The 21,843-nt window shown below is 62.5% G+C and carries 14 protein-coding genes and 1 tRNA gene; 10 read left to right on the top strand and 5 right to left on the bottom strand.

The genetic code is table 11. From position 1 onward, the window contains the following. The first annotated feature begins 72 nt into the window (after nt 1-72). From AAFH49_RS14490 to AAFH49_RS14470, 5 genes are all read left to right on the top strand, one after another. Nucleotides 73-1,269, top strand: a complete 1,197-nt coding sequence (locus tag AAFH49_RS14490; RefSeq protein WP_342299236.1) for an acetyltransferase domain-containing protein — start codon at nt 73-75, stop codon at nt 1,267-1,269. A 116-nt stretch (nt 1,270-1,385) separates the two neighbouring features. After that, the gene (locus AAFH49_RS14485) at nt 1,386-2,219 is read left to right on the top strand and encodes a phosphatase PAP2 family protein (RefSeq protein ID WP_342299234.1); all 834 of its coding nucleotides are present in this window, start codon (nt 1,386-1,388) and stop codon (nt 2,217-2,219) included. Nucleotides 2,220-2,416: 197 nt separating this feature from the next. Further along, complete coding sequence (locus tag AAFH49_RS14480) at nt 2,417-5,308, top strand: endo-beta-N-acetylglucosaminidase (protein WP_342299232.1); 2,892 nt, start codon at nt 2,417-2,419, stop codon at nt 5,306-5,308. A gap of 311 nt (nt 5,309-5,619) precedes the next feature. Next, the gene (locus AAFH49_RS14475; RefSeq protein ID WP_342299230.1) at nt 5,620-7,143 is read left to right on the top strand and encodes a M48 family metallopeptidase; all 1,524 of its coding nucleotides are present in this window, start codon (nt 5,620-5,622) and stop codon (nt 7,141-7,143) included. 59 nt (nt 7,144-7,202) lie between these two features. Further along, nucleotides 7,203-8,786 (top strand): DUF6770 family protein, encoded by a 1,584-nt coding sequence (locus AAFH49_RS14470; RefSeq protein WP_342299228.1) that lies wholly within the window; start codon nt 7,203-7,205, stop codon nt 8,784-8,786. Between the two features lie 185 nt (nt 8,787-8,971). On the opposite strand, the gene pncA is transcribed toward AAFH49_RS14470, so the two are convergent. Further along, the gene (pncA, locus tag AAFH49_RS14465; protein WP_342299226.1) at nt 8,972-9,580 is read right to left on the bottom strand and encodes a bifunctional nicotinamidase/pyrazinamidase; all 609 of its coding nucleotides are present in this window, start codon (nt 9,578-9,580) and stop codon (nt 8,972-8,974) included. A gap of 240 nt (nt 9,581-9,820) precedes the next feature. Here pncA and AAFH49_RS14460 point away from each other — a divergent pair, with 240 nt between their 5' ends. Further along, nucleotides 9,821-10,690, top strand: coding sequence for an SDR family oxidoreductase (locus AAFH49_RS14460; protein ID WP_342299224.1), 870 nt, complete (start codon nt 9,821-9,823; stop codon nt 10,688-10,690). On the opposite strand, the gene AAFH49_RS14455 is transcribed toward AAFH49_RS14460, so the two are convergent. Beyond that, nucleotides 10,687-11,238: a GNAT family N-acetyltransferase gene (locus tag AAFH49_RS14455; protein ID WP_342299222.1), complete on the bottom strand. Its 552-nt coding sequence runs from the start codon at nt 11,236-11,238 to the stop codon at nt 10,687-10,689. The genes AAFH49_RS14460 and AAFH49_RS14455 overlap by 4 nt on opposite strands. A 135-nt stretch (nt 11,239-11,373) precedes the next feature. Here AAFH49_RS14455 and AAFH49_RS14450 point away from each other — a divergent pair, with 135 nt between their 5' ends. Further along, nucleotides 11,374-12,114, top strand: a complete 741-nt coding sequence (locus tag AAFH49_RS14450) for an SDR family oxidoreductase (protein WP_342299221.1) — start codon at nt 11,374-11,376, stop codon at nt 12,112-12,114. Between the two features lie 167 nt (nt 12,115-12,281). Here AAFH49_RS14450 and mqo read toward each other — a convergent pair whose 3' ends face one another. Next, nucleotides 12,282-13,793, bottom strand: a complete 1,512-nt coding sequence (gene mqo, locus AAFH49_RS14445) for a malate dehydrogenase (quinone) (RefSeq protein ID WP_342299248.1) — start codon at nt 13,791-13,793, stop codon at nt 12,282-12,284. Nucleotides 13,794-14,114: 321 nt separating this feature from the next. Here mqo and AAFH49_RS14440 point away from each other — a divergent pair, with 321 nt between their 5' ends. From AAFH49_RS14440 to AAFH49_RS14430, 3 genes are all read left to right on the top strand, one after another. Continuing rightward, nucleotides 14,115-15,203, top strand: coding sequence for an asparaginase (locus AAFH49_RS14440; RefSeq protein WP_342299220.1), 1,089 nt, complete (start codon nt 14,115-14,117; stop codon nt 15,201-15,203). Nucleotides 15,204-15,322: 119 nt separating this feature from the next. Continuing rightward, nucleotides 15,323-15,410 (top strand) — tRNA-Ser (locus AAFH49_RS14435). A 347-nt stretch (nt 15,411-15,757) separates the two neighbouring features. Continuing rightward, on the top strand, nt 15,758-16,981 hold the full coding sequence (locus AAFH49_RS14430) for an acyltransferase family protein (protein ID WP_342299218.1): 1,224 nt from the start codon (nt 15,758-15,760) through the stop codon (nt 16,979-16,981). 123 nt (nt 16,982-17,104) lie between these two features. Here the strand turns inward: AAFH49_RS14430 and AAFH49_RS14425 are convergent, their stop codons facing one another. Both AAFH49_RS14425 and AAFH49_RS14420 read right to left on the bottom strand, forming a co-directional pair. Further along, a complete protein-coding gene (locus AAFH49_RS14425) occupies nt 17,105-20,629 on the bottom strand; it encodes a DUF7948 domain-containing protein (protein ID WP_342299216.1) in 3,525 nt (1,174 codons plus the stop codon). 275 nt (nt 20,630-20,904) lie between these two features. After that, entirely contained in the window at nt 20,905-21,717 is an 813-nt protein-coding gene (locus AAFH49_RS14420) for a DUF5602 domain-containing protein (protein WP_342299214.1), read from the bottom strand. Between the last annotated feature and the right edge of the window lie 126 nt (nt 21,718-21,843).

Below are 21,843 nucleotides of genomic sequence, written 5' to 3'. Positions count from 1 at the left end.
TTGCTGGCCCTTTATTAGCAAGCTTCGGGAAATCTCCTAACTTGGCTGCGTCTTTCTCCAAAATACCCGCCTATGCCGCTGACTACTACCCATCCACCCCAGCCAATTGCCGGCCGCGCCGCCACGCCCCGCGTGCAGGCCATCGACGTGGTGCGCGGCCTGGCCATGGTCATCATGGCCCTCGACCACATCCGCGAGTTCTGGACGCCCACCGCCGTACGGCCCGAAGATGTGGCCCACGCCTCGACGGCGCTGTTTTTCACGCGCTGGATTACGCATTTCTGCGCGCCCACCTTCGTGTTTCTGGCTGGCACCAGCGTGTTCCTTTATCAGCAAAAGCAGGCCGACCGGGGGCGGGTGAGCCGGTTTTTGCTCACGCGGGGCCTGTGGCTGATTTTCATGGAAATCGTGATTGTTAATTTCCTGCTGCAATGGGGCGCATTTAATCTGATTCTGCTTCAGGTAATCTGGTCGATAGGCTGGGGCATGGTGGCGCTGGCCGGCTTCATCTGGCTGCCGCGCTGGCTGACGGCCACGCTGGCGCTGGCCGTGATTTTGGGGCATAACGCGCTGCCCAATATTCAGCCCGTGACGGCCGCCACGCTGCTGCCGGCCCTCATTTACGACAGCCCATTTCTGTACCAGCTCACGCCCAAGCTGCCCGTGCTGGCGGCTTACACCATCCTGCCTTGGGTGGCGGTGCTGGCGGCGGGCTACTGCATCGGCCCGTGGTTTCAGCTGCCGCTGCCGGCGCGCAAGCAGCGATTGCGGCTGGCTGGGGCGGGCGCGCTGCTATTCTTCGTGGCGCTGCGGTTCAGCAACCTGTACGGCGACCCGCAGCCCTGGGCCGTCCAGCCACGCGGGGCCTTCTATACCGCCTTGTCCTTCGTCAACATCACGAAGTACCCGCCGTCGCTTCTGTTCCTGAGCCTCACGCTGGGCACGGCGTTGCTGCTGCTCTCGGTAACTGAGGACGTGCCCGGCCGCCTGGCCCGCTGGCTGAGCACCTACGGCAAAGTGCCCATGGGTTATTACCTGATGCATTTCTGCCTCATCAGCGGCGGCGCGCTGGTCTGGACGTGGCTGCAATTCGGCAAGCCCTTCAACTTCTCCTTTGCCCAGCCCAAGGACTGGCCTGCGGGCTACCAGCCCAGTCTGCTGCGGGCGTATGTGGTGTGGGCGGTGGTGGTACTGCTGCTGTACTGGCCGTGCCGCTGGTACCAGGGCTACAAGCAGCGGCACTCGCACTGGTGGCTGTCTTATTTGTAAACGCTGGTGACGTCAAAGGGGGCCGGGCACTGGAAACGAACGAAAAAGAAAGCTCAGCCATCATTAACCCTGCGCGCTGATTCTCCGTTTCGGGCTTCATCACCAGATTTTTTCAGATGAAGTTTTTTGCCTCTCTCGCCCTGGCCGGCACGTTGCTGACGGCTGCGGCCCCCACGGCATCGGCCCAAAGCCGGGCCGGCTCGCCCTACCACACCCGCTTCGCCGTCGATGGCCCCGTCATCCTGGGCCTGGGGGCGGTGAGTGCCTTCGGCCTGTACCGCGTGCAGCAAAAAAGCGGCCTGAGCGATGCCCAACTGGCCGCCCTCAATAAAAACGATGTGCCGAAAATCGACCGCTTTTCGGCCGGCTGGTACAGCGAAAGCGCCCAGACCGCCAGCGACTTAATCTGCTACCCTACGCTGGCCATCGCGCCGGCGCTACTAGCCCTCAACGATGACGTGCGCAGCCACTACGGCCAGGTGCTGGGCCTCTACGTCGAAACCATGCTGGCCACCGATGCCCTGTTCACCACTTCGGTGGGCAACATCTACCGCTACCGGCCCTACCTCTACGGCCCCGAAGGCGACGGCGGACGCTCGGGCAAAATCGCCACCAATTCCTTCTTTGCCGGGCACACCGGGCACACGGCCACGGCCACGTTCTTCGCCGCCAAAGTCATGCACGATTTCAACCCCGGCTATGCCGGTGAGCCCTTCGTGTGGGGCGCGGCGGCTGTGGTGCCGGCCGCCGTGGCCTATTTTCGCATCGAAGCGGGCAAGCATTTCCTCACCGATAACCTCGTGGGCTACGCCGTGGGCGCGACCATGGGCGTGGTGGTGCCGCAGCTGCACAAAGTGGCCGGCCGCAATGGCGTGTCTTTGATGCCGTTGCAGGGGATGAATGCCAACGGGTATGCCTATTCGGGGATGCTGCTGAGCAAGCGGCTGTAGCTAAGGGTAGAGCTTAGACCCTGCTGAAACCCGAAATGCCCGCCGGATTACTTCCGACGGGCTTTTTTGTGGATTGATGGCAAGGCTGTCGGGAAATAATTTATCCTGAGACAGGGTAGGGGCGTGAGTGGTTGAGCTTTACCTTGCCGTGGGGTTGTCTGGCCCCGGTTTTCCTCATCCACCCCCATCACCACCCCATGAAACACTGCTACTCCCGATTTTGCCTGCTGCTGGTGCTGCTGGCGGCTACCCTGGCCGCGCAGGCCCAGATTGAGCCGGCCGCCCAGTACACCACTCTCACCCCAGCCCAGCTGATGACCTGGACCGCCACCGGCCCCACCGCCGTGCCGGCCAACGTGAGCACCGTGCCCCTGGCCACCCGCCAAAACTCCCTGGCCCCCCAGCTCAACCCCGCCCAGAGCTTCAGTTCCAAAGTGAACTGGTGCCCCGATGGCATGAACAACTTCGTGGGCTACCTCAACGAGCAGCCCCAGTTCAATCTCTACAACTTCACGCACTGGCAATATATCGACGTGCTGACGTGGTTTGCCAGCCCCATCGGCATCCCGTGCCGGCCGTGGGTGGAGGCCGCGCACCGCAACGGCGTGAAGATTATCGGCACCGTTTTCACCGATGGGCCGGGCTTCATCGCCCTCACCCAGAAGGATGCGGCCGGCAACTACATCGGCGCGCAAAAGCTGGTGGACGTGGCCAATTATTACGGCTTCGACGGCTGGTTTTTCAACGAGGAATCGCGCCTGACCACGGCCCAGTCCACCGAATTGATTAACCTGCTCAAGCAGCTGCAAGCCCTCCGGCCCGCCGGCATGGAGATTCACTGGTACGATTCGATGCTGCCCAGCGGCGTGGTGTCGTATCAGAACACGATGAACACCAGCAACGCCCCGCTGCTGCAAAGTGGCCCCGACCGCGTGAGCGACGCGATGTTCACCAACTATTTCTGGTCGGGCACCACGGCCATCAACACCGCCGTGACCACGGCCGCCAGCATCGGCCGCAGCCCGTTTGATGTGTATAGCGGGGCCGATATCTGGCCGGGCCGCAACCCCCAGCAGTTGTTCAGCAGCACCACCTGGCTGGGCAATTACTACACCGGCAACAGCCCCGCCACCCCGCGCACCTCGCTGGCCGTGTTCGCCCCCAACCTCACCTTCAACGGCGGCCTGAACAACTTCAACAGCAACCCGGCCGACTACGCCAACTTCTACAAAACCGAAGTGCGCCTTTTCGCCGGCGATGACCTCGACATCACCACCGCCGATGCCAGCGGCTGGCAGGGCTTCGGCTACTACCAGCCGGTGCGCTGCGCCATCACCAGCTTGCCCTTTGAAACCAACTTCTGCGTGGGCCAGGGCAAGATTTTCGCCAACAACGGCGCGGTGGCCGTGAAGGGCTGGACCGATATGGCCAAGCAGGCCATCCTGCCCTCGTGGCAGTGGGCCAAAACCGGCGCTACTACCATCAGCACGGGCTTCGATTTCAGCCGCGCCTGGTACGGCGGCACCAGCGTGAAACTGGCCGGCAGCCTGGCCGCCGGGGCCAGCACCACCGTCAAGCTCTACCAAACCAAGCTGCCCATCACCGCCACCACCAACCTCGACCTCACCTACAAAGGCCTGGCTGCCGGGGCCAGCAGCACCCGCCTGGCCCTGTATTTCAGCGACAACCTGACCACGCCCGAGTACGTGAACGTGCCCGCCCTGGCCGATACGCTGTGGGCCAGCACCACCGTTTCGCTGGCCGCCTATGCCAACCGCGAGCTGGCCATCATCGGCGTGCAGGCTACCTCGGCTACGGCCCTCACGGCCTACCGCTTCAACCTGGGCAAGCTGAAACTGTACAACGGCACGGCCGCCGCCGTGGCTCCGGTGGCCAACTTCGCGGCCACCGCCACCACCGTGCTCACCGGCCAGCCCGTCACCTTCGCCAACTCGTCCACCAACGCTACCAGCTACGCCTGGGCGCTGCCCGGCGCTACGCAGACCAGCAGCACCGCGGTGCACGCCACCGCCACCTACGCCACGGCCGGCACCTACGCCGTGACGCTCACGGCCAGCAGCGCGGCCGGCCAGAACGTGCTCACCCGCCCGGCCTACATCACCGTGCTCGCGGCCCCGCCCACGGGCACCAACACGTCCCTCAGCTTCGATGGCCTGAGCAAGTACGTCGACGCCGGCATCATCAATATGAGCGGCGCGGCCTTCAGCCTCGAATGCTGGGTGAAACCCAACGCGTTTAAAACCACCTCTCCCTACATTTCCAGTCTGATGGGCATTGAAGATGGCGGCGTGAATACGCTGATGCTGCGCCTCGGCGATGCCGGCATTGATGCCAGCCAGGTGCAGTTTGTGGCCCAGGTTGGCGGCAGCACCCGCAAGCTGGCTTCAGTGACGCGCCTCACGGCCGGGCAGTGGACCCACCTGGCGGGCACCTACGACGGTACCACAATGAAGCTCTACGTCAACGGCGTGCTCGATAACTCCCTGGCCGCCACCGGCAGCCTGACCGCCAACGCGCCCTTCACGCTGGCCCGCAACTACGCCGCCTCGCGCGGCCTCGACGGCCGCCTCGACGAAGTGCGCGCCTGGACCCGTGCCCTCACCGCCGCCGAAATCGCCGCCAACACCTGCGGTGTTTCCGCCACCAGCACCGCCCTGGCCGCCTACTGGAAGTGCAACGACTCGCCCGCCCTCACGGCCGCCGATGCCTCTGGCCACGCCCACCCCGGCACCCTCACCAACATGGCCACCAGCGACTGGTCGACCGACGTACCCACGCAGTGCCCCACCATCACGGCCACCCGTTCCGCCTCGGCTACCGGCCTGCAAGTGCAGGTTTTTGGCAACCCCGTACCCGGCGGCCGGGCCGAAATCGAAATTCAGGGTGCCCAAAACCAGCCGGTCACGCTGCAAGTGAGCAACGCACTCGGTGCCGTGGTGTGGCGGCAAACCGTGGCTGCCAGCGCCGCCAGCCGCCTCAGCGTGACGCTGCCCGGCGCAGCGGGCGTCTACCTGCTGCGGGCCAGCACGGCCAGCGGCACGACTACCGTGAAGCTGCTGAAGCTGTAGCGCGGCTTCGGAGGTGGTGTATCGCCTGAACGATGTAGGGGCGGGGCTTGTCCCCGCCCGGACGTTGAACGAAAATGTTGAGGCGGCGCAGTTGCCCGGGCGGGGGCAAGCCCCGCCCCTACATTTCACTGACCCCGAAACAGTTCTGGCTATGTTTGACAACAGCGGCTCCTCAACAGGGAGCCGCTGTTTGTTTTATGCTTTCTGAATGGGAGGACTTCAAAAAAGAATAGTGCAAAGTGAATAAAAAATATTTCAGAAAATAGGAATTGTCTGAGCGGTTCGGGTAGCTTTGAGGCAATTATATTCCGATGTTGCGCTCTACCCCGAACCCGCGCATTTCCACTGCGCTCCGGCTTCTTTGCCTGCTGTTCCTCACCGTGCTAGGCCCATACCGGGCTGCTGCGCAGGACGCGGCTTACCGCCCGTACTATTCGCCCGATACCACCCGGCTCTACCAGCTGGCCGTGGCGCAGCGCAATGCCGTGAAAGCGCATTTCGTGCTGCCCAAAACCGGCAACGGCGAGTTCCGCGACCATTACCGCAAAGTGGTGCAGGAAACGTCCGACGACGTGTTCAATTCCATCCGCTATTCGGCCCTGCTCGACCCCGTGGTGGAGCCCTTTGTGCAGCGCGTTTTTGCGCAGATTCTGAAAGCCAACCCCCAGCTGCCGGCCACGGCCCGGCTGGTGCTCACCCGCAACCCCGAGCCCAACGCCCACGCCGTGGGCAACGGCACGGTGATGCTCAACATCGGCCTGCTGCCCCGCCTCGAAAACGAAAGCCAGCTTGCCTTCATCCTCTGCCACGAGCTGGCCCACGTAGCCTGCCGGCACATGGAAAACGGCATGCAGGAGCGCCTGATGGCCCTGCACAGCAAGGAATTGAAGCGCGAGTTCCGGCGCATCGTCAACGCCGAGTACAACATCAGCTCGCAGGTGAAGGCGCTGGCGCTGGGCTTTTCGCTCAACGCCAACTACCACCACCGCCGGTTCGAGACGCAAGCCGACTCGCTGGGCTACGCGCTGCTGGCCCGCACTTCCTACGAGGCCCCGCAGGCCTACCGCGTATTGCAGCTGCTCGATACCATCGACGAGCCCGAAAACCCCGCGCCCGTGGCCCTGCCCACGTATTTCAGCTGCGCTGATTTCCCCAAAAAGTTTGGCACCGCGCTGGCTAAGCCCGCGTCCATCTTCACGGTGCAGAAGGAGGTGACGGCTCTCGAAACCACCGATACGCTGAAATCGCACCCCGACTGCGCCAAGCGGATGCGCTATGTGCAGGCCCTGACCAAGGGGCAGATAGCCGAGGGGCCGCAGCCGGCCAGCCTGCCCGATTTTGCCCGCATCCGCGCCGCCAGCCGGCTGGAAGTTATCCAGAGCTGGTTTGATTACGACTGCTACGACCATGCGCTTTTCGAGGCCTTGCAGCTGCTGCCCCAGCAGCCCCAAAACGGCTACCTGCACGCCGTGGTGCAGCTGAGCCTGTTTGAGCTGCGCCAACACTTGCAGGACCACACCTACTTCGCGGTCGTGTCCAACCTATCGGCGCACAATCCGGCCACTTTTAACGCCTTAGTCAGCACGCTGCACGACCTGCGCTACGACGATTTCAAGGGCCTGAGCGCTTGCTTCGCCCAAGCCACCGGCCCCGAAGACGCCGCCGACGAGTATGCCCTGGCCGCCCGATACGCCGCCAGCGCCCTGGCCGCCGATGCGGCCGCGCCCGCCACGGCGGCCCTCAAAACCCAGTTTCAGCAGCAGTACGCCGCCGGGCGGTTTGCCAAGCTGCTGTTTCCGGCCCCGCTGCCCAAAGCCACAGGCAAGCACCGCTGATACACATTTCCTTAACTCACTCCCAATCCTTATTGTCCACTCTTACCCCACTTTCCACGATGAAATTTACCCCCCGCACGGCGCTGGTCGCCCTGCTGCTGCTGGCTGCGCCGGCGGCTTTTGCCCAGACCAATACGCTCAACGGCATCCAAAATATGCACCGCTCGGCCCTTTCGCCCATCTATGATGGCAATGAGGTAAAGGGCTACGTGATGTTTGCCCGCGGCGACAAAGCCGACCGCAAAAACGACAACTACCTGCTCGACCTCTACGACCAGAACCTGGCCAAGATTTCGACCATCACCATTCAGAAACCCGCCGGCCGCTACACGCTGCTGAAAAACACCTTCAACGGCTCGGCTTTCGCGTTTTACTTCTTCAACAGCAAGGACAAAACGCTGGAAATGGAAACCTACGACACCAGCCTGAAAAAGCTGGGCTCCAAGGCCATCGGCGAGCTGACCAAGGGCGACCTGCGCGTGCTGGACGCCCAGCAACGGGCCGTGGACCCCACGGCCGGCGGCATGATGCTGGGATTGAACCTGTTTCCGGTGCCCGGCCTGGGCTTTGTGCGCAACGGGTACACCGGCGGCATGGCCAAGGGCTACACCCTGGCCATCTACGACAACAAGCTGGGTATGCACTGGCGCATCACGTCCGATGAAAACGCGAAACAGTATGAGTCGTTGAGCATTACGGAAGCCGCCGACAAATACCTGCTGGGAATTATGGTGCGGCGCGACGGCCTGCTGTCCCGCAAAACCACGTCCTACATGGTGGCGCTGGATGCCAAAACGGGCAAGAAGCTGCTCGATTTGCCGGTGGAAACCAGCGCCACGGAGCAACTTTCGCTCAGCTCGTTCACCTTCGATGCCGACAAGCGCGAGTTTGTGGCCGTGGGCGAATACTACAAGCTGGATGACAAGCCGTTCGTGAACAAAAGCCAGGGCCTTTACGTGAAGCGCTTCGGCGAAAACGGCAAGCAGGTGAGCACCAAAAACTACGGCTGGCACAACGAAATAGCCGCTCTGATGCCCGCCGAAGCCAAAGCCAGCCTGGAAGACAACTATGTGAACTACAACCACGCCGTGGTGAAAGGGGCCAATGGCCGGATGTACATCGTGGCCGAACAATTCAAAATCGTGGGCGATGGCCTCGGCATTGCGGCAAGCATTCTTAACGGGGGCGGTGGCAGTGCCAGCGTGTCCAAAGGCAAGGTAGCCAATATGTTGGTCTTTGAAATCGACCCGCAGGCCACGCTGACCAGCGTAAAATTCTATCCCAAGACTGTCACGAATGCGGAGCTGCCGGCCGGCACCGGGTTCATGGGCGCTGGCCTGCTCGGACAAATCATGAAGTCGCAGGGCGACTTTGACTACCAGTTCATGCAGAAAAACGACGATAACACGCAGTTCAACGTCGTGTACGTCAACTTCGACAAGGAGAAAGGTGAGAAAGCGCAGACATACATCGGCAACATTGCCTTCGGCGACAACGGCAAGTATGCGGTCGATAAAATCGAAATGCCGAGCGGCCCCACGTACTCCTATCTGTACCCGGCCAAGCCCGGCTACGTGATGATTGCCGACTATTTCAAGAAGAAAAACCAGCTCGGCATGAAGCTGGTGAAGCTCAACATCTGAGCCACCCAATCACTTGCAAAAAAGGCTCGGCGCATTGCCGGGCCTTTTTTGTTGGGTTAGTAGCCCGGTCCGACCGCCCTAGGCGGTCTGACCGGTTGAAGCACCACTGATACCGCCCTGACAACAACTGGTCGGACCGCCTAGGGCGGTCGGACCGGGGCATGCGTTTGCTATTGCCGAACTACTCAAAGCACCTCCGCACTGCTCCGCAGCTGCGCGCCGCGCTGGTGCAAATCGGCCTGCGCGGCTGCCCAGCCCTCGGTCGAAATGGCGCGGGTGGCATCGGTGATGACGGTGGTCGCGAAGCCAGCTTCCAGCGAATCGAGGGCGGAGTAGTACACGCAGTAGTCGGCGGCCAAGCCGGCCACGAAAACTTCACTCACGCCCCGGCCGCGCAGATAGTCGGCCAGGCCGGTGCTTTTGCGGTGGCCGTTGTCGAAAAACGCGCTGTAGCTGTCGATTTCCGGGTTCATGCCCTTGCGGAAGATGGCCTCGATGCGCTCGGTGCGCAGGGTGGGAGCCAGTTCGGCCCCGTCGCTGGCCTGGGTGCAGTGGTCGGGCCAGAGCACCTGGGGCAGGCCGTGCAGGTCAATCTGCTCAAACTGGCTGCGGCCGACGTGGCTGCTGGCGAAGCTCTCGTGGCCGGCCGGGTGCCAGTCCTGGGTCGCCACCACCAGGTCGAAATGCGGCTGTAACTCATTCACCAGCGGAATAATGGCGTCGCCCTCGGGCACGGCCAGCCGGCCACCGGGCAGGAAATCGTTTTGGATATCAATGAGCAGCAGGGCTTTCATGGGCAGGAGGGAAGGGTTGGGTGGGCTGAGTAGAAGGCACTGTCGTGCACAACACAAAAGAACGTCATGCTGAGCGCAGCCGAAGCATCTCTACTGCTTCGTTGCAACGATTGGATTACTCGAGTAGTAGAGATACTTCGGCTGCGTTCAGCATGACGTTCTTTTTCCTTACGGCAATAGACAAACCAAGCATTTGGCCCGCAGTTACGTTTACCCAGAAAACAACCCACGTCACTCCCCATGCCCGACCTTCAAAACCAGATAATTCTCGTCACCGGAGCCACTTCCGGCATCGGCAAAGTCACGGCCACCGAGCTGGCCAAAATGGGTGCCCACGTCATCATCCTGGCCCGCAGCGCCGAAAAAGCAGCCGATACTCAGCAGGAAATCAAAGCCGCCGCTGGCCACGACCACGTGGACGTGCTCCTGGCCGACCTCGCCGACCTGGGCCAGGTGCGCCGCGCCGCCGCCGAATTCAATGCCCGCTACCCGCGCCTCGACGTGCTGGTGAACAACGCCGGGCTCATTTTCGGGTCCGAGCGCCAGCTCTCGCCCGATGGCAACGAGTTGGGCCTAGCCACCAATCACCTCGGCCCGTTCCTGCTTACGGCCCTGCTTTTTGATAAACTAAAAGCCAGCCCCGCCGCCCGCGTGGTCAACGTGGCCTCCAAAGTATACCGCATTGCCCGGCCGGATTTGGCGGATTTTCAGTCGGCGCGGGGCTACGGCGGCTTGCGCGTGTACGCCAACACCAAGCTCTACAACATCATGTTCACGCAGGAGCTGGCCCGCCGCCTGCGCACCCACGGCATCGCCAACGTAACCACCAACGTGCTACACCCCGGCGTGGTGGCCAGCGGTTTCGGGAACGAGTCCGGCGGCCTGATGGGCTTTCTCACGCAACTGGGCCGCCCCTTCATGATTTCAGTGGCGAAGGGAGCCGAAACCAGTGTTTTCCTGGCCTCCGCGCCTGAGGTGGCGGCCATCAGCGGCGGCTATTTCGATGAGAAAAAGGCCGAGCCCGTGAAGCATTCCTTCAATACGCCCGAAAATGCTGCGCGACTCTGGGCGCTGAGCGAGGTGCTGACGGGGGCACAGTTTCTGGATTAGGCCACCGGATGCGCCGGGTGCAGTGCCCGCCACTCATCTTCCAGAATGCCCATTTCGATGAGCGTCCAGTAGCCCTCGCCGTGGCGCACCACGTCGCGCATCACGCCTTCCTGCTGGAAGCCGCACTTGAGGTAGCAGTTGATGGCCGCGTGGTTGAAATCGTAGACGCCCAGGCTGATGCGGTGCAATTTCAGGTCCTCGAACCCGATGCGCAACAGCGCCTTCACCATGCCCTGGCAGATGCCCCGGCGGCGCTCGGTGCTGTTGCCCACCAGCACGCGCGTGATGCGCCCGGCCCGGTCGCGCTCGCTGATGCCGCCCAGCGAAATATGCCCGACGGTAACGCCGGTTTTGGAATCCACTGCCTTGTAAATGAAGACGCTGGGGTCGTTCACGTCGTTGGAGCCTTCAACGTACCAGCTCAGGCCGGCCTCGGTGAGGGGGAAGGAAAACATCGAGCCGCTCCACTCTTTCATCAGCCGCTCGTCGTCGACCCATTCCATGAGTTGGGTGAAATCGTCGGAGGTGAAGGGTTCCAGTTTAATCATATTCCAAAAGGGGAGAGGCCGGCTTGATAAGCCCGGCAATAAGCCCGCAAGATAAGGCCCCGCTAGGCTGCCTTGCTAACCAAGCGGGCAGCTGGCTTGTTAGCGGCTTGCTTCTCAAACCTTCTATTTCGCTTCATGAATTTAGCCACCAACACCATCCTGCTCACCGGCGGCGCTTCGGGCATCGGCCTGGCGCTGGCCGTCCGTTTTTTGCGGGCTGGCAGTACCGTCATCATCGTGGGCCGGCGGGCCGATAAGCTGGCCGAAGCCCAACAGCGCTACCCCGGCCTAATTACGCGCCAAGCCAACATCGCCGACGTGGCCGAGCGCTTGGAACTGGTGCGCTGGGCCACCACCGAATACCCCGCCCTCAACGTGCTGGTGAACAACGCCGGCATCCAGAACCGCATCCAGCTGGCCGACGATGCCGCCACCGATTGGGAGCAGCGCCGCGAAGAGTTGGTTATCAACGTGGAGGCGCCCATCCACCTGGCCACGCTATTGGTGCCGCACTTGCGTCAGCAGCCGGGCGCGGCCATTATCAACGTCACTTCGGGCCTGTCGTTCGCGCCGGCCGCGTTCGTGCCAATTTACAGTGCTACCAAGGCCGCGCTGCATTCATTCACGCTCTCGCTGCGCCACCAACTGGTACCCACGGGCATTTCGGTGCTCGAAATCGTGCCCCCGGCCGTGGATACCGACCTCGGCGGGCCGGGCCTGCACACCTTCGGCGTGAACGTGGACGAGTTTGCCGATTCGGTGATGGCCCGCCTTGGCGCTGGCGAGCAGGAAGTGGGCTATGGCAGCTCCGAGAAGTCCCGTCTGGCCTCGCGGGCCGAGCTGGACGAGCAGTTTCGGGTGATGAATAACCGGTAGTCAGGCGGCAACAGCCCGCAAAAAGCACGTCATGCTGAGCGCAGCCGAAGCATCTCTACCGCAGTAGTAATCCCTTTCGATTGGGTTAGTTACGCGGTAGAGATGCTTCGGCTGCGCTCAGCATGACGTGCTTTTTCGTTCGCTAAGGCTTTCCTAAGTTCTCATCCTCACGCCTCCAGCTGCAGCACCGCGCGGCTGTGCTCGCGCACTGCCGCTGCCAGCGCCGGATTATCCGCCAGCTTCTGACCGAATGACGGCACCAGCTGCCGAAACCGGGCCTGCCACTCGGGCGAGGCGGCGCGCTCGGGGAAACACTTCTGCACCAGCTCCAGCATGATGGCTACGGCCGTGCTGGCCCCCGGCGAAGCGCCCAGCAGCGCGGCAATGGAGCCGTCGGCGGCGGTCACCATCTCGGTGCCGAATTCCAGCACTCCTCCTTCTTTCTTGTCTTTTTTGATGACCTGCACGCGCTGTCCAGCCACTTCGAGCTGCCAGTCGGCGGGGTTGGCTTCGGGGTAATACTCGCGCAGGGCAGCGGTGCGCTCTTGGGGCGTTTGCAGCACCTGGCCGATGAGGTATTTGGTCAGGCCCAGGTTGCGCGCCCCGGCGTAGAGCAGCGGCCGGATGTTGCCCAACTCGATGGATTTAAACAAATCGGTATACGAGCCTTTCTTCAAAAACTTGGTGCTGAAACCCGCGTAGGGCCCGAACAGCAGTTCTTTGCGGCCGTTTATCTGGCGCGTATCGAGGTGGGGCATCGACATGGGGGGCGAGCCCACGGCCGGCTTGCCGTACACTTTGGCTTCGTGCCGGGCAATCACTTCGGGGTTCTGGCACTTCAGCCACTGCCCGCTCACGGGGAAGCCGCCGAAGCCGTTGGCCTCGGGGATGCCCGACTTTTCGAGGAGCGGCAGCGAGCCCCCGCCTGCCCCGATGAACACGAATCGGCCCCGCGCCACCACCTTTTCGCCCGTGGCCAAGTTGCGCACTTTCAGCCGCCAGATGCCGTCGTTCTTGTGTTTGAAACTCTCCACTTCGTGGCCCAGGTGCAAATCCACACCCGGCAGGCCCTTCAGGTGGTCGGACAGGGCGCGGGTGAGCGCCCCGAAATTCACGTCGGTGCCCACTGCCATGCGCGTGGCGGCCACCGGCTGGGCGGGGTCGCGCCCTTCCATCACCAGCGGAATCCATTCGGCAATCTGCTTGGGGTCAGTGCTGAATTCCATGCCCTGAAACAGCGGCGAATGCAACAGCGCGGCGTGGCGCTTGCACAGGTATTCCACATTGGCCTCGCCCCATACAAAGCTCATGTGCGGGATGCTGTGGATGAAGGCCGTAGGGTCGGGCAGCTGGCCTTCTTGCACCAGCGAGGCCCAGAACTGCTTGCTGAGCTCGAATTGCTCGGCAATTTTATCGGCTTTGGAAATGTCAATCGAGCCATCGGGCCGCTCGGGTGTGTAGTTGAGCTCGCAGAAGGCCGAGTGGCCGGTGCCGGCGTTGTTCCAGGCATCGGAACTCTCGGCAGCCACCGCGTCCAGCCGCTCGTAGCCGCTGATGGTGAGGCTGGGGTCGAGGGCCTTAAGCAGCACGCCGAGTGTGGCGCTCATGATGCCCGCGCCGATGATGATGACGTCGGAAACGGGTTTGGCAGGGGAGGAGTCGGTTGAATTCATGAAAATGGGTAAGAATGCCGCAGGCAATACGATGGACAGGGAAGCAGGGCTGTTTGTTGGCGGAAAAAGGTGAGGTGAACGGAAAAACTCCCCTCCTTACCAAGGAGGGGATGTTGAGCCGCAGGCCCAACTGGGGTGGTTGTGGCGTTGAGCTGAGGTAGTAATGAAGCCTAATTGCTTCCAGCCGCCATGCGCCCATTTCGCCCCAACTTTGTGCAACGCCAAAGCAACGCCACAACCACCCCAATTTTTGCTGCGCAAAAATGTCCCCTCCTTGGTAAGGAGGGGAGTTTGCCGTTCTTACTGTCCGTTCAACCTCGCCCACCCATGCCCGACAACCTCGACCTGCCCCTGCTGCCCCTGCCCACCCGTGCCGATGCGGCCGACGCCACGGCCCCGCGCCTGCTCATCATTTACACCGGTGGCACGGTGGGCATGGCCGTGAACCGCCGCGGCGGGCTGGTGCCCATGCAGTTCGGCCGGCTCGACCGCAAGATGCCCGAGCTCACGCGCCTGCCCTTCCGGCTGGAGCTGCTGAGCCTGCCCGAACCCATCGACAGCAGCAATGTGACGCCCGCCGACTGGCTTTTTCTGGCCCAGCTCATCGGCCGGCATTATGCTGATTTTGATGGATTTGTGGTGCTGCACGGCACCGATACAATGGCCTATTCGGCGGCAGCACTGAGCTACATTCTGGAGAATCTGGGCAAGCCGGTGGTGTTTACCGGGGCGCAGGTGCCGGTGGGGGCCAACCGCTCCGATGCCCAGCGCAACCTCATCACGGCGCTGGAAATCGCGGCGGCCCGGCACCCCCGCGCCGGCACCGTGCGCGTGCCTGAGGTGTGCGTGTTTTTCAACGATGTGCTCATTAGAGGAACCCGGGCTAAGAAAGTTGAAAGCCAGCAGTTTGCCGCTTTCAAGAGCGAGAATTACCCGCCACTGGCCCGCGCCGGCATCGGCCTGGAATTCGACGATAAAAGCATTCGCCTGCTGCCCGGTGCGCGGCTCAAGGTGCACCAGCAGCTTGAAACCGGCGTGGCCGTGCTGCCGCTGTTCCCCGGCATCACGGAGGCGGTGGTATCGGCTGTGCTGAGCGTGCCGGGCCTGCGCGGCTGCGTGCTCGAAACCTACGGCTCGGGCAACGCGCCCACCGCGCCATGGTTTCTCAATTGCCTGGCCGAGGCCCGCCGGCGCGGCGTGTGGCTCCTCAACGTGAGCCAGTGCGAGGAAGGCCGCGTGGTGCAGGGTAAGTACGAAACCAGCGCCCGCTTCGCGGAAATGGGCATCGTGGGCGGCGAAGATATCACCACCGAAGCAGCCGTGACCAAGCTCATGTTCGTGCTGGGCCTGGGCGTGAGCGAAGCCCATACCCGCGAGCTGCTGGCCACCGACTTACGCGGCGAAATCACCCTGTAGCGTGGACTCTGCGAGTCCGCGCATCGAGCGGCCCACGCGCGGACTCGCAGAGTCCACGCTACATTCCGCTTGCCCGGCCAGCGTAGCCGCCCTATCTTTGCCCCATCAACCACCATCCTTGAGGGGTGTCCGAGTGGTCGAAGGAGCACGCCTGGAAAGTGTGTATGGGTCAAAAGCTCATCGTGGGTTCGAATCCCATCCCCTCAACAAGCCGTTAAAAAAGCCCTGAGAAACACTCGTCAGCAGTGTTGCCAGGGCTTTTTTTAACTGCTGTGTGCACGCATAATCGATGAAAACAGCTTAGAAGTGCACACCCATCAAAGCTGTGCCTTTGCAAAGGCCTCACCAGCTACGCCGGCTTCCGCCGTGGCCATACATACCACTGATTTCACGCCCAACGTTTAGATGGTGGTGATACGGGAACACGCCTGCGCCCACGGCCTGACGCGCCAGACCTAATGCGACGCACTGGTGGGAAAAAGAAATAGCACTGCTATATACTGGCTTACATTATTGTTAATTATTGTATTCAATTATGGTAAATATGCGCAACGATGACGGGCACAACCAGTAGCGTAAAAGTTTATTTCCAAAATCTGAATGCCATTCGCTTCATCGCGGCATTTCTGGTCGTCATTCACCATACCGAGCAGTCAAAGTTTGACATGCACATCCCCAACTACTGGAATAATGCCGTGGTGGGGATGCTTGGCAAGTTGGGCGTAGTGCTGTTTTTCGCCCTTAGCGGGTTTCTGATTTCCTACCTGCTCTTCAAGGAGCAGGAGGTTACCCACACCATTAGCATTAGGGATTTTTACATGCGCCGCATGCTGCGTATCTGGCCCCTGTATTTCCTGACCATTGGGCTGGCCTTTTTCGTTTACCCGTTCATTCCCTTTCTTACGCAGGATGCCTTTCCGCGCAGCGTGGTGTGGCATGAACTGGGAACGAAACTGGCCCTTTACCTCTTTTTTCTGCCCAACATGGCTTTTACCGTGTTTGGGATGATTCCCTACGTTTCGCAAGCGTGGTCCATCGGCGCGGAGGAGCAGTTCTACTTGGTATGGCCCGTGCTCAACAAAGCAGTGAAGAACAAATGGCTGCTCATGTTTGCCGTGATGGGATTTTACACGGTGGTGAAGCATAGCTTTGGCTATGTGCTGCCCCTCGGCCCGCTGATGAGGGTCTGCATCAGATTCTGGGATTCTACGCCCATTGATTGCATGGCCATTGGGGGCTTGTTTGCCGTCATTCTCAACGAGCAGTCGGCTTTCGCGGCCCGCTTAAGAGGTGTTTTGTTTGCCAAACCGGTGCAGTGGGCCACGCTGCTGCTGACTGTGGGGCTGATTTCGACCGGCCTGCATATTCCCTATTTTCACTACGAGGTATATGCCGTGCTGTTTGGCATTCTGATTTGCAATTTCGCCGCCAATCCGGGGCGTATTTTCTCCATGGAGAATGCCTGGACTAATTACCTGGGCAAGATTTCCTACGGCTTGTACATGTTTCACCCCGTGGTCATCGTGTTCAGCATTCGGCTGCTGCAAAAGGTTGGGTTGCTGCATGATGCCATCCTGTACCCGCTAGTGGTTGGGCTGGTCGTGCTAATGGCCACGCTGTCCTACGACTTTTTTGAAAAGCGCTTCATCAACCGCAAAGCCAAATATGCCAAGGTGATAAGTGGCAACGAGGCCAAAGAAGCTGCGGAAGCTGCCGCGGCCGCTATGCCGCCCGTAGTGTTGCTGGCCCACGATGCCACGACTGCGAAGGTTGGCTAGCAATTTCGACTCGATAAGGTTCCGGCACCGGGCTGAAGTATCATTCCGGGCCCCGTATTAGCATCAAAGAAAAAGCCCGCTTCCAATCAAGGAAGCGGGCTTTTTCTTGGCCTGGTACCGAAGCTATTTTACCACTTCGAGCCAGCCTTTCCAGGTTTGGCCGGCGGCGGTGCGCAGCTGGTAGTAGTAGATACCGGCGGCCACGTCGGGGGCGCTGCCCCAGCCCTGGGTGTAGTTGGCCTGCTCGAATACCTTACGGCCCCAGCGGGTGAAGATTTGCAGCGTCACGGGCTCGGTGCTCACGTAGGGGCGGAAATCGTCGTTCTTCTTGTCGCCGTTGGGCGTGATGACGTTGGGGAACTCGAAGGGCCGGGCCGGGGCCACCACCAGCGTCAGCGTGGCCGTTACCGGACAGCCGCTGGTGGCCACATCGGCGCTCAGGCGCACGGTGTAGGTGCCTGGGGCGGCGTAGGTGTGCGTGGGCGCGAGGCCGGTGGCCGTCTGGCCGTCGCCAAAGTCCCAGCGGCGGTTGGTGAGTAGCGAGGTGGCCGGCAGGGTGTCGTTGAAGGTGACCAGATTGCCGGCGATGGGCAGCAGCGGCGCGGCGTGCAGCCGGATAACGGGCACGCCCAGGCGGGTAACCACCACAGTGGCGCTGCCGGTGCAGCCGGTGGCCGTAGTCACGCGCACGGTGTAAGTGGTGGTGGCGGTGGGGTTAGCCGTTACGGTGCGGCCGGTAGTGGCGCTGAGGCCGGTGGCGGGGCTCCAGGTATAGGTAGCGCCAGGGCCGGCATCGGCCGTGGTCAGTGTGGCGGTGGTGCCGGGGCAGAGCGCCGCCACGGCCGGAATGGCCACGGAAAGATTGCGCACGTTCACTACCACAGTGTCGCGGCTGATGCAGCCGCCGGGCGTGGTGGCCGTCACGATGTACTGGGTGGTGGCGGTGGGCGTGGCTACCACGCTGGGGCCGCTGGTGCTGCTCAGGCCGGCGGCGGGGCTCCAGGTATAGGTGGCGGGCTGGCCGGGAGTGGCGGGCACGGTGAGCGTGGCCGACGAGCCGGGGCACACCGTCTGGTCGGGGCCGAGGGCGGCGCGGGGCAGGCCCAGCACCGTCACGGTATCGAGGCCCACCACGGCGGCCTGGCAGCTGGTCGAGTCATACGCGGTGAGGCGCACGGGGTAGCGGCCAGGCGCGGCGTAGGTCACCAGCACGTTGTTGGGCTGGGTCGAGGTCTGGCCGTTGCCGAAGTTCCAGGTGGTGCCGTTGTTGGAGGGCGTGGCGCGGGTGAAGAGCACCGTGAGCGGCGCGCAGCCCACGCGGGTATTGGCCACGCCGTTGGCGGCCGGCACGAAGCTGGCATCGAGGCGGGCAATATCCATCTTGAAGGCCGCGCTGGAGGTCTGGTTCGAGTTGGTCTGGGTGCGGGCCAGGGCGTTGGGCGTGGTGAGGATGGCCGGAGCGCGCTGCCCGCTCTGGGTCTGGCGCACGCAGATGGCTTGGTAGATGATGCCCTTCTTATCGAAACGCGAGGTGCCGCCGTCCACGTGCGTGGTGCCGGTGCCGAAGTACGTGCCGTACACTAGGCGGCGCGCGCCGGGCGAGAGCTGCATCACGTACAGGTAGCCGAAGCTGTTGTCGATGTTGTCATTGGACAAGGTGGTGCCCGTGACGCGGTAGTTGGGCGCGGTGGCCAGCAGGGCATCGGGGGTGGTGGGCAGGCCGGCCACGTTGGCCGCGCCCCAGCCCGAAAGCAGAATCTGCCCGCAGTTATCCACCAGAAACGCCGTGGGCGAGATGTTGGGCAAGGTGCCCACGCTGCCGCTGCCAATCACCGTGGAGAACAGCGTGGCGTTCAGCTGGTAGTTCAGCCGGTGAATAAACTGCCGGCTGTTGGCGTTGCGGTAGGTGCCGGCCGTCACGGGATAGGTGCCGGTGGTTTGGCCCAGCACGTACACCGAGCCCTGGCGGCCCAGCTGCACAAAGAAGGCCTGGTCGTAGCTGCTGGTGCCCAGGTAGGTGCTTTGCACCATCTGGCTGCCATTGGGGCTGATGTGGGCCACGAAGCCGTCGGCGATGCCGCCGCGGGCGGTGGCATTGAGGCCGTTGGTGGTACCCGGGAAGTTGGTGCTGGTGGTGCCGCCGGCCACAAACACGCCATCAAGGCTGTCGAGCTGAATGCTGTAGCCCGACTCATTGCCGGTGCCGCCCAGGTAGGTGCTCCACACCACCGCCGTGAGGCCGGCGTTGAGCTTGGTGACCACGGCATCCGACGCGCCACTGCGGGCGATTTGGAAGCCGCCGGTGCTGGGGTAGTTGGTCGAGCGGGTCACCGAAGTAAAGTACACGTTGCCGGTGCGGTCCAGAATCACGTCGCCGCGCAGGTCATCGCCGAAGTTCTGGTACAGGGCAATGCCGGTGTCCATGCGCCCGTCGATGCCGGTGCCGCCTACGTAGGTGGAGGCCAGCAGCTGGTTGCCGCCCGCGCTCAGGCGCGACACCACCAGGTCGGTGGGGCCGCTCAGGGCCCGGCCGAAGGCGGTGGTGGTAGTGGGGTAGTTGTTGGCGTCGGTGCTGCCCAGCAGCACCAGCTCGCCGGCCCCGTTGGTCACCAGGCTGTGCGGGTAGTCGCGGGCGGAGTTGCTGCCGGTGCCGCCCAGGTAGGTGGCATACACGAGGCTGCTGGTGCCGGTAGCGGCCCGGGGATTATACTTGCTGATGACGATGTCGGTATCGCCGCCGTTGAAGCTCACGTCGTAGGCCCCGGTGGTGGTGGGGTAGCCGGCCGTGAAGTTGATGCTGGCCGCGTAGAGGTTTCCCAGCGTATCGGGGCAGGCGGTGTAGCCCCAGTTCAGGGCCGCCGTGGCCCCGGAGTAGGTGGAGTACACCAGCACGGGGTCGATGACGAGCGGCTTGGTGTGGTCGTAGCCTTTCGGCAGGCCGAAGCTCACCGTGTGCTGCGGCCCCAGCACGTAGCGGCAGGGCACGGCCACGCGGCGGCCCTCAATCACTTGGTAAGCATAGGGCTTTTGCTCCGTAACACGGCCCACGCTGGTGCCGATTTGCAGCGCGCCATCCACCACGGCCAGCGACTCCTGCCCGTCGTAGCGGAGCTTGATGCGAGCCGCATCGGCCCCGGCAGCCAGCTCGAAATCGTACTCCATCACCGGGCCGCGCGAGTAAAAGCGCAGGTCGGTGCCGGGGTAAAGCTGCTGGTAGCGCACGTCGGTGAAGGCGGGCACGTCGGTAGCCCAGCGGCTTTCGTCGTTGCCGAGGAAGTAGTTCATATGCTCGCCGGTGGGCTGCTCGCCGCGCACGGCGGGTCGGGCATTGGCCCCCACGAAGCTCACCGAGTAGGCGTGCCCGCCGATGCGCTCGCGGGCGGCGGCGGGGCCGGCGTGGTGCTGGCGGTCCACGGCGGGGGCATCGTAGCGGGCCACCAGCAGGCGGCCGCGCTCCAGAAACATCCGTCCGGCCGGAATGTCGGCCGCAAACAGGATGGGGCTCTGCCACTGCCGCTGGTTGGGCACGAAGCGCAGCGGGTGGGCATCTGTCGGCACTGGGGCCACGGCCGGGGTGCCGGCCATCGTATCAGAAAAGGCAAACAAGGCACTGCCCAGGCAGAGCCAACGCGTAAGGGTACGACGCATGAAGAGGGGTGGAGGTGGAGGGAAAAAGAACTGCTTATGGAAAAGGAAAAGCCCTGCTGGGGGCAGGGCCTGACTTTCCGGGGGTGAAGTTCCGGTGAATTCCTGGATTTATTGTCCTGCTTAGCGATTTGATAATTCTGCTTATACCGCCACGAGGGCAATAACCGCTTTCCCCGCCCCAATCCACGATATTCCCTATTCAAACAAACGCAAGCGCCGCCCCGCCCAACGTCCAAAGCTTGGGCAGAGCGGCGCTAAAGCCGTAGCATATCGCCTCAGTGCAGCACCATGTCCTTCAGCAAAATGATGTATTCCTTACTCTCCGCGTTGTAGCGGATGACGTATTTGGTGGGGAAGAACTTGCCCGTTACCTCATACACGGCCGGCTGCTTGATGTCGCGCTCGATGCTCACGGCGGGCACCAGAATGGCCTTGGTAAACATGGGCTCGACGAAGGTGACGTGCCCGTCGTAGGTGCCGTAGATGAGGGTGTGGGTGAAGGCCGTGCCCGGCGTGTATTCCGGGCTGGTGGGGTCTACCCAGTGGCGGCCCATCATGGGGATGGTGCGGGCGGGCGCCACGTTGGGCGCCGTGATGTAGCCGGCGGGCAGCTTGTTAGAGGCCGGGAAGATGTCGCCCTTGGGGTCGTCGAGGGTGATGGCGTGCTGCGCGGCCATGGGCTGCATGTAGAAGTGGGCATCAAAATGCGGCAGGGTGTAGATGGGGGACGGGTCGTGGCCGTTGGGGTTCCAGTCGAAGGAAATGTGGTCGAATGGCATCTGGGAGGTGGCGTTGTTGGCGGGCAACGGCATGTCGTACATGATGCCGGTGGCCGGCGTGGTGGGCAGGCTAGCCAGGGCGGCTTCGTTCACGGCCACGCCAATTTCGGTGGGCTTGCCGTTGGCATCAGCTGATACAAAGCTGCGGGCCGCGCCGGTGCCAATCGTCACGGAGGTGCCGTAGGTGGTGGCGGGCTGCGTGGGCGAATCACTGTCTTTGCTGCAAGCCAGCAATAGCGGCATGCCAAGGGCCAGGAGCGCAATAGCGCGGCACCAGCCGCCCAAGGTGAGGGAGGGATATGTAGTCATAGACGGGAGGATGTGCGCAAGAGCTGCGTTGCTCTCACAGTCTAAATATAGTTATTATTGAATATTTATTCACGCTCCCCGAAAAGTCTCCTCCGGGCTGGGGACAAAGCCGGCTGGTCTGGCGCT

This window comes from Hymenobacter segetis, from assembly GCF_038448715.1.
GTDB lineage: Bacteria > Bacteroidota > Bacteroidia > Cytophagales > Hymenobacteraceae > Hymenobacter > Hymenobacter segetis.
This window is presented reverse-complemented; position numbering and strand designations above follow the sequence as displayed.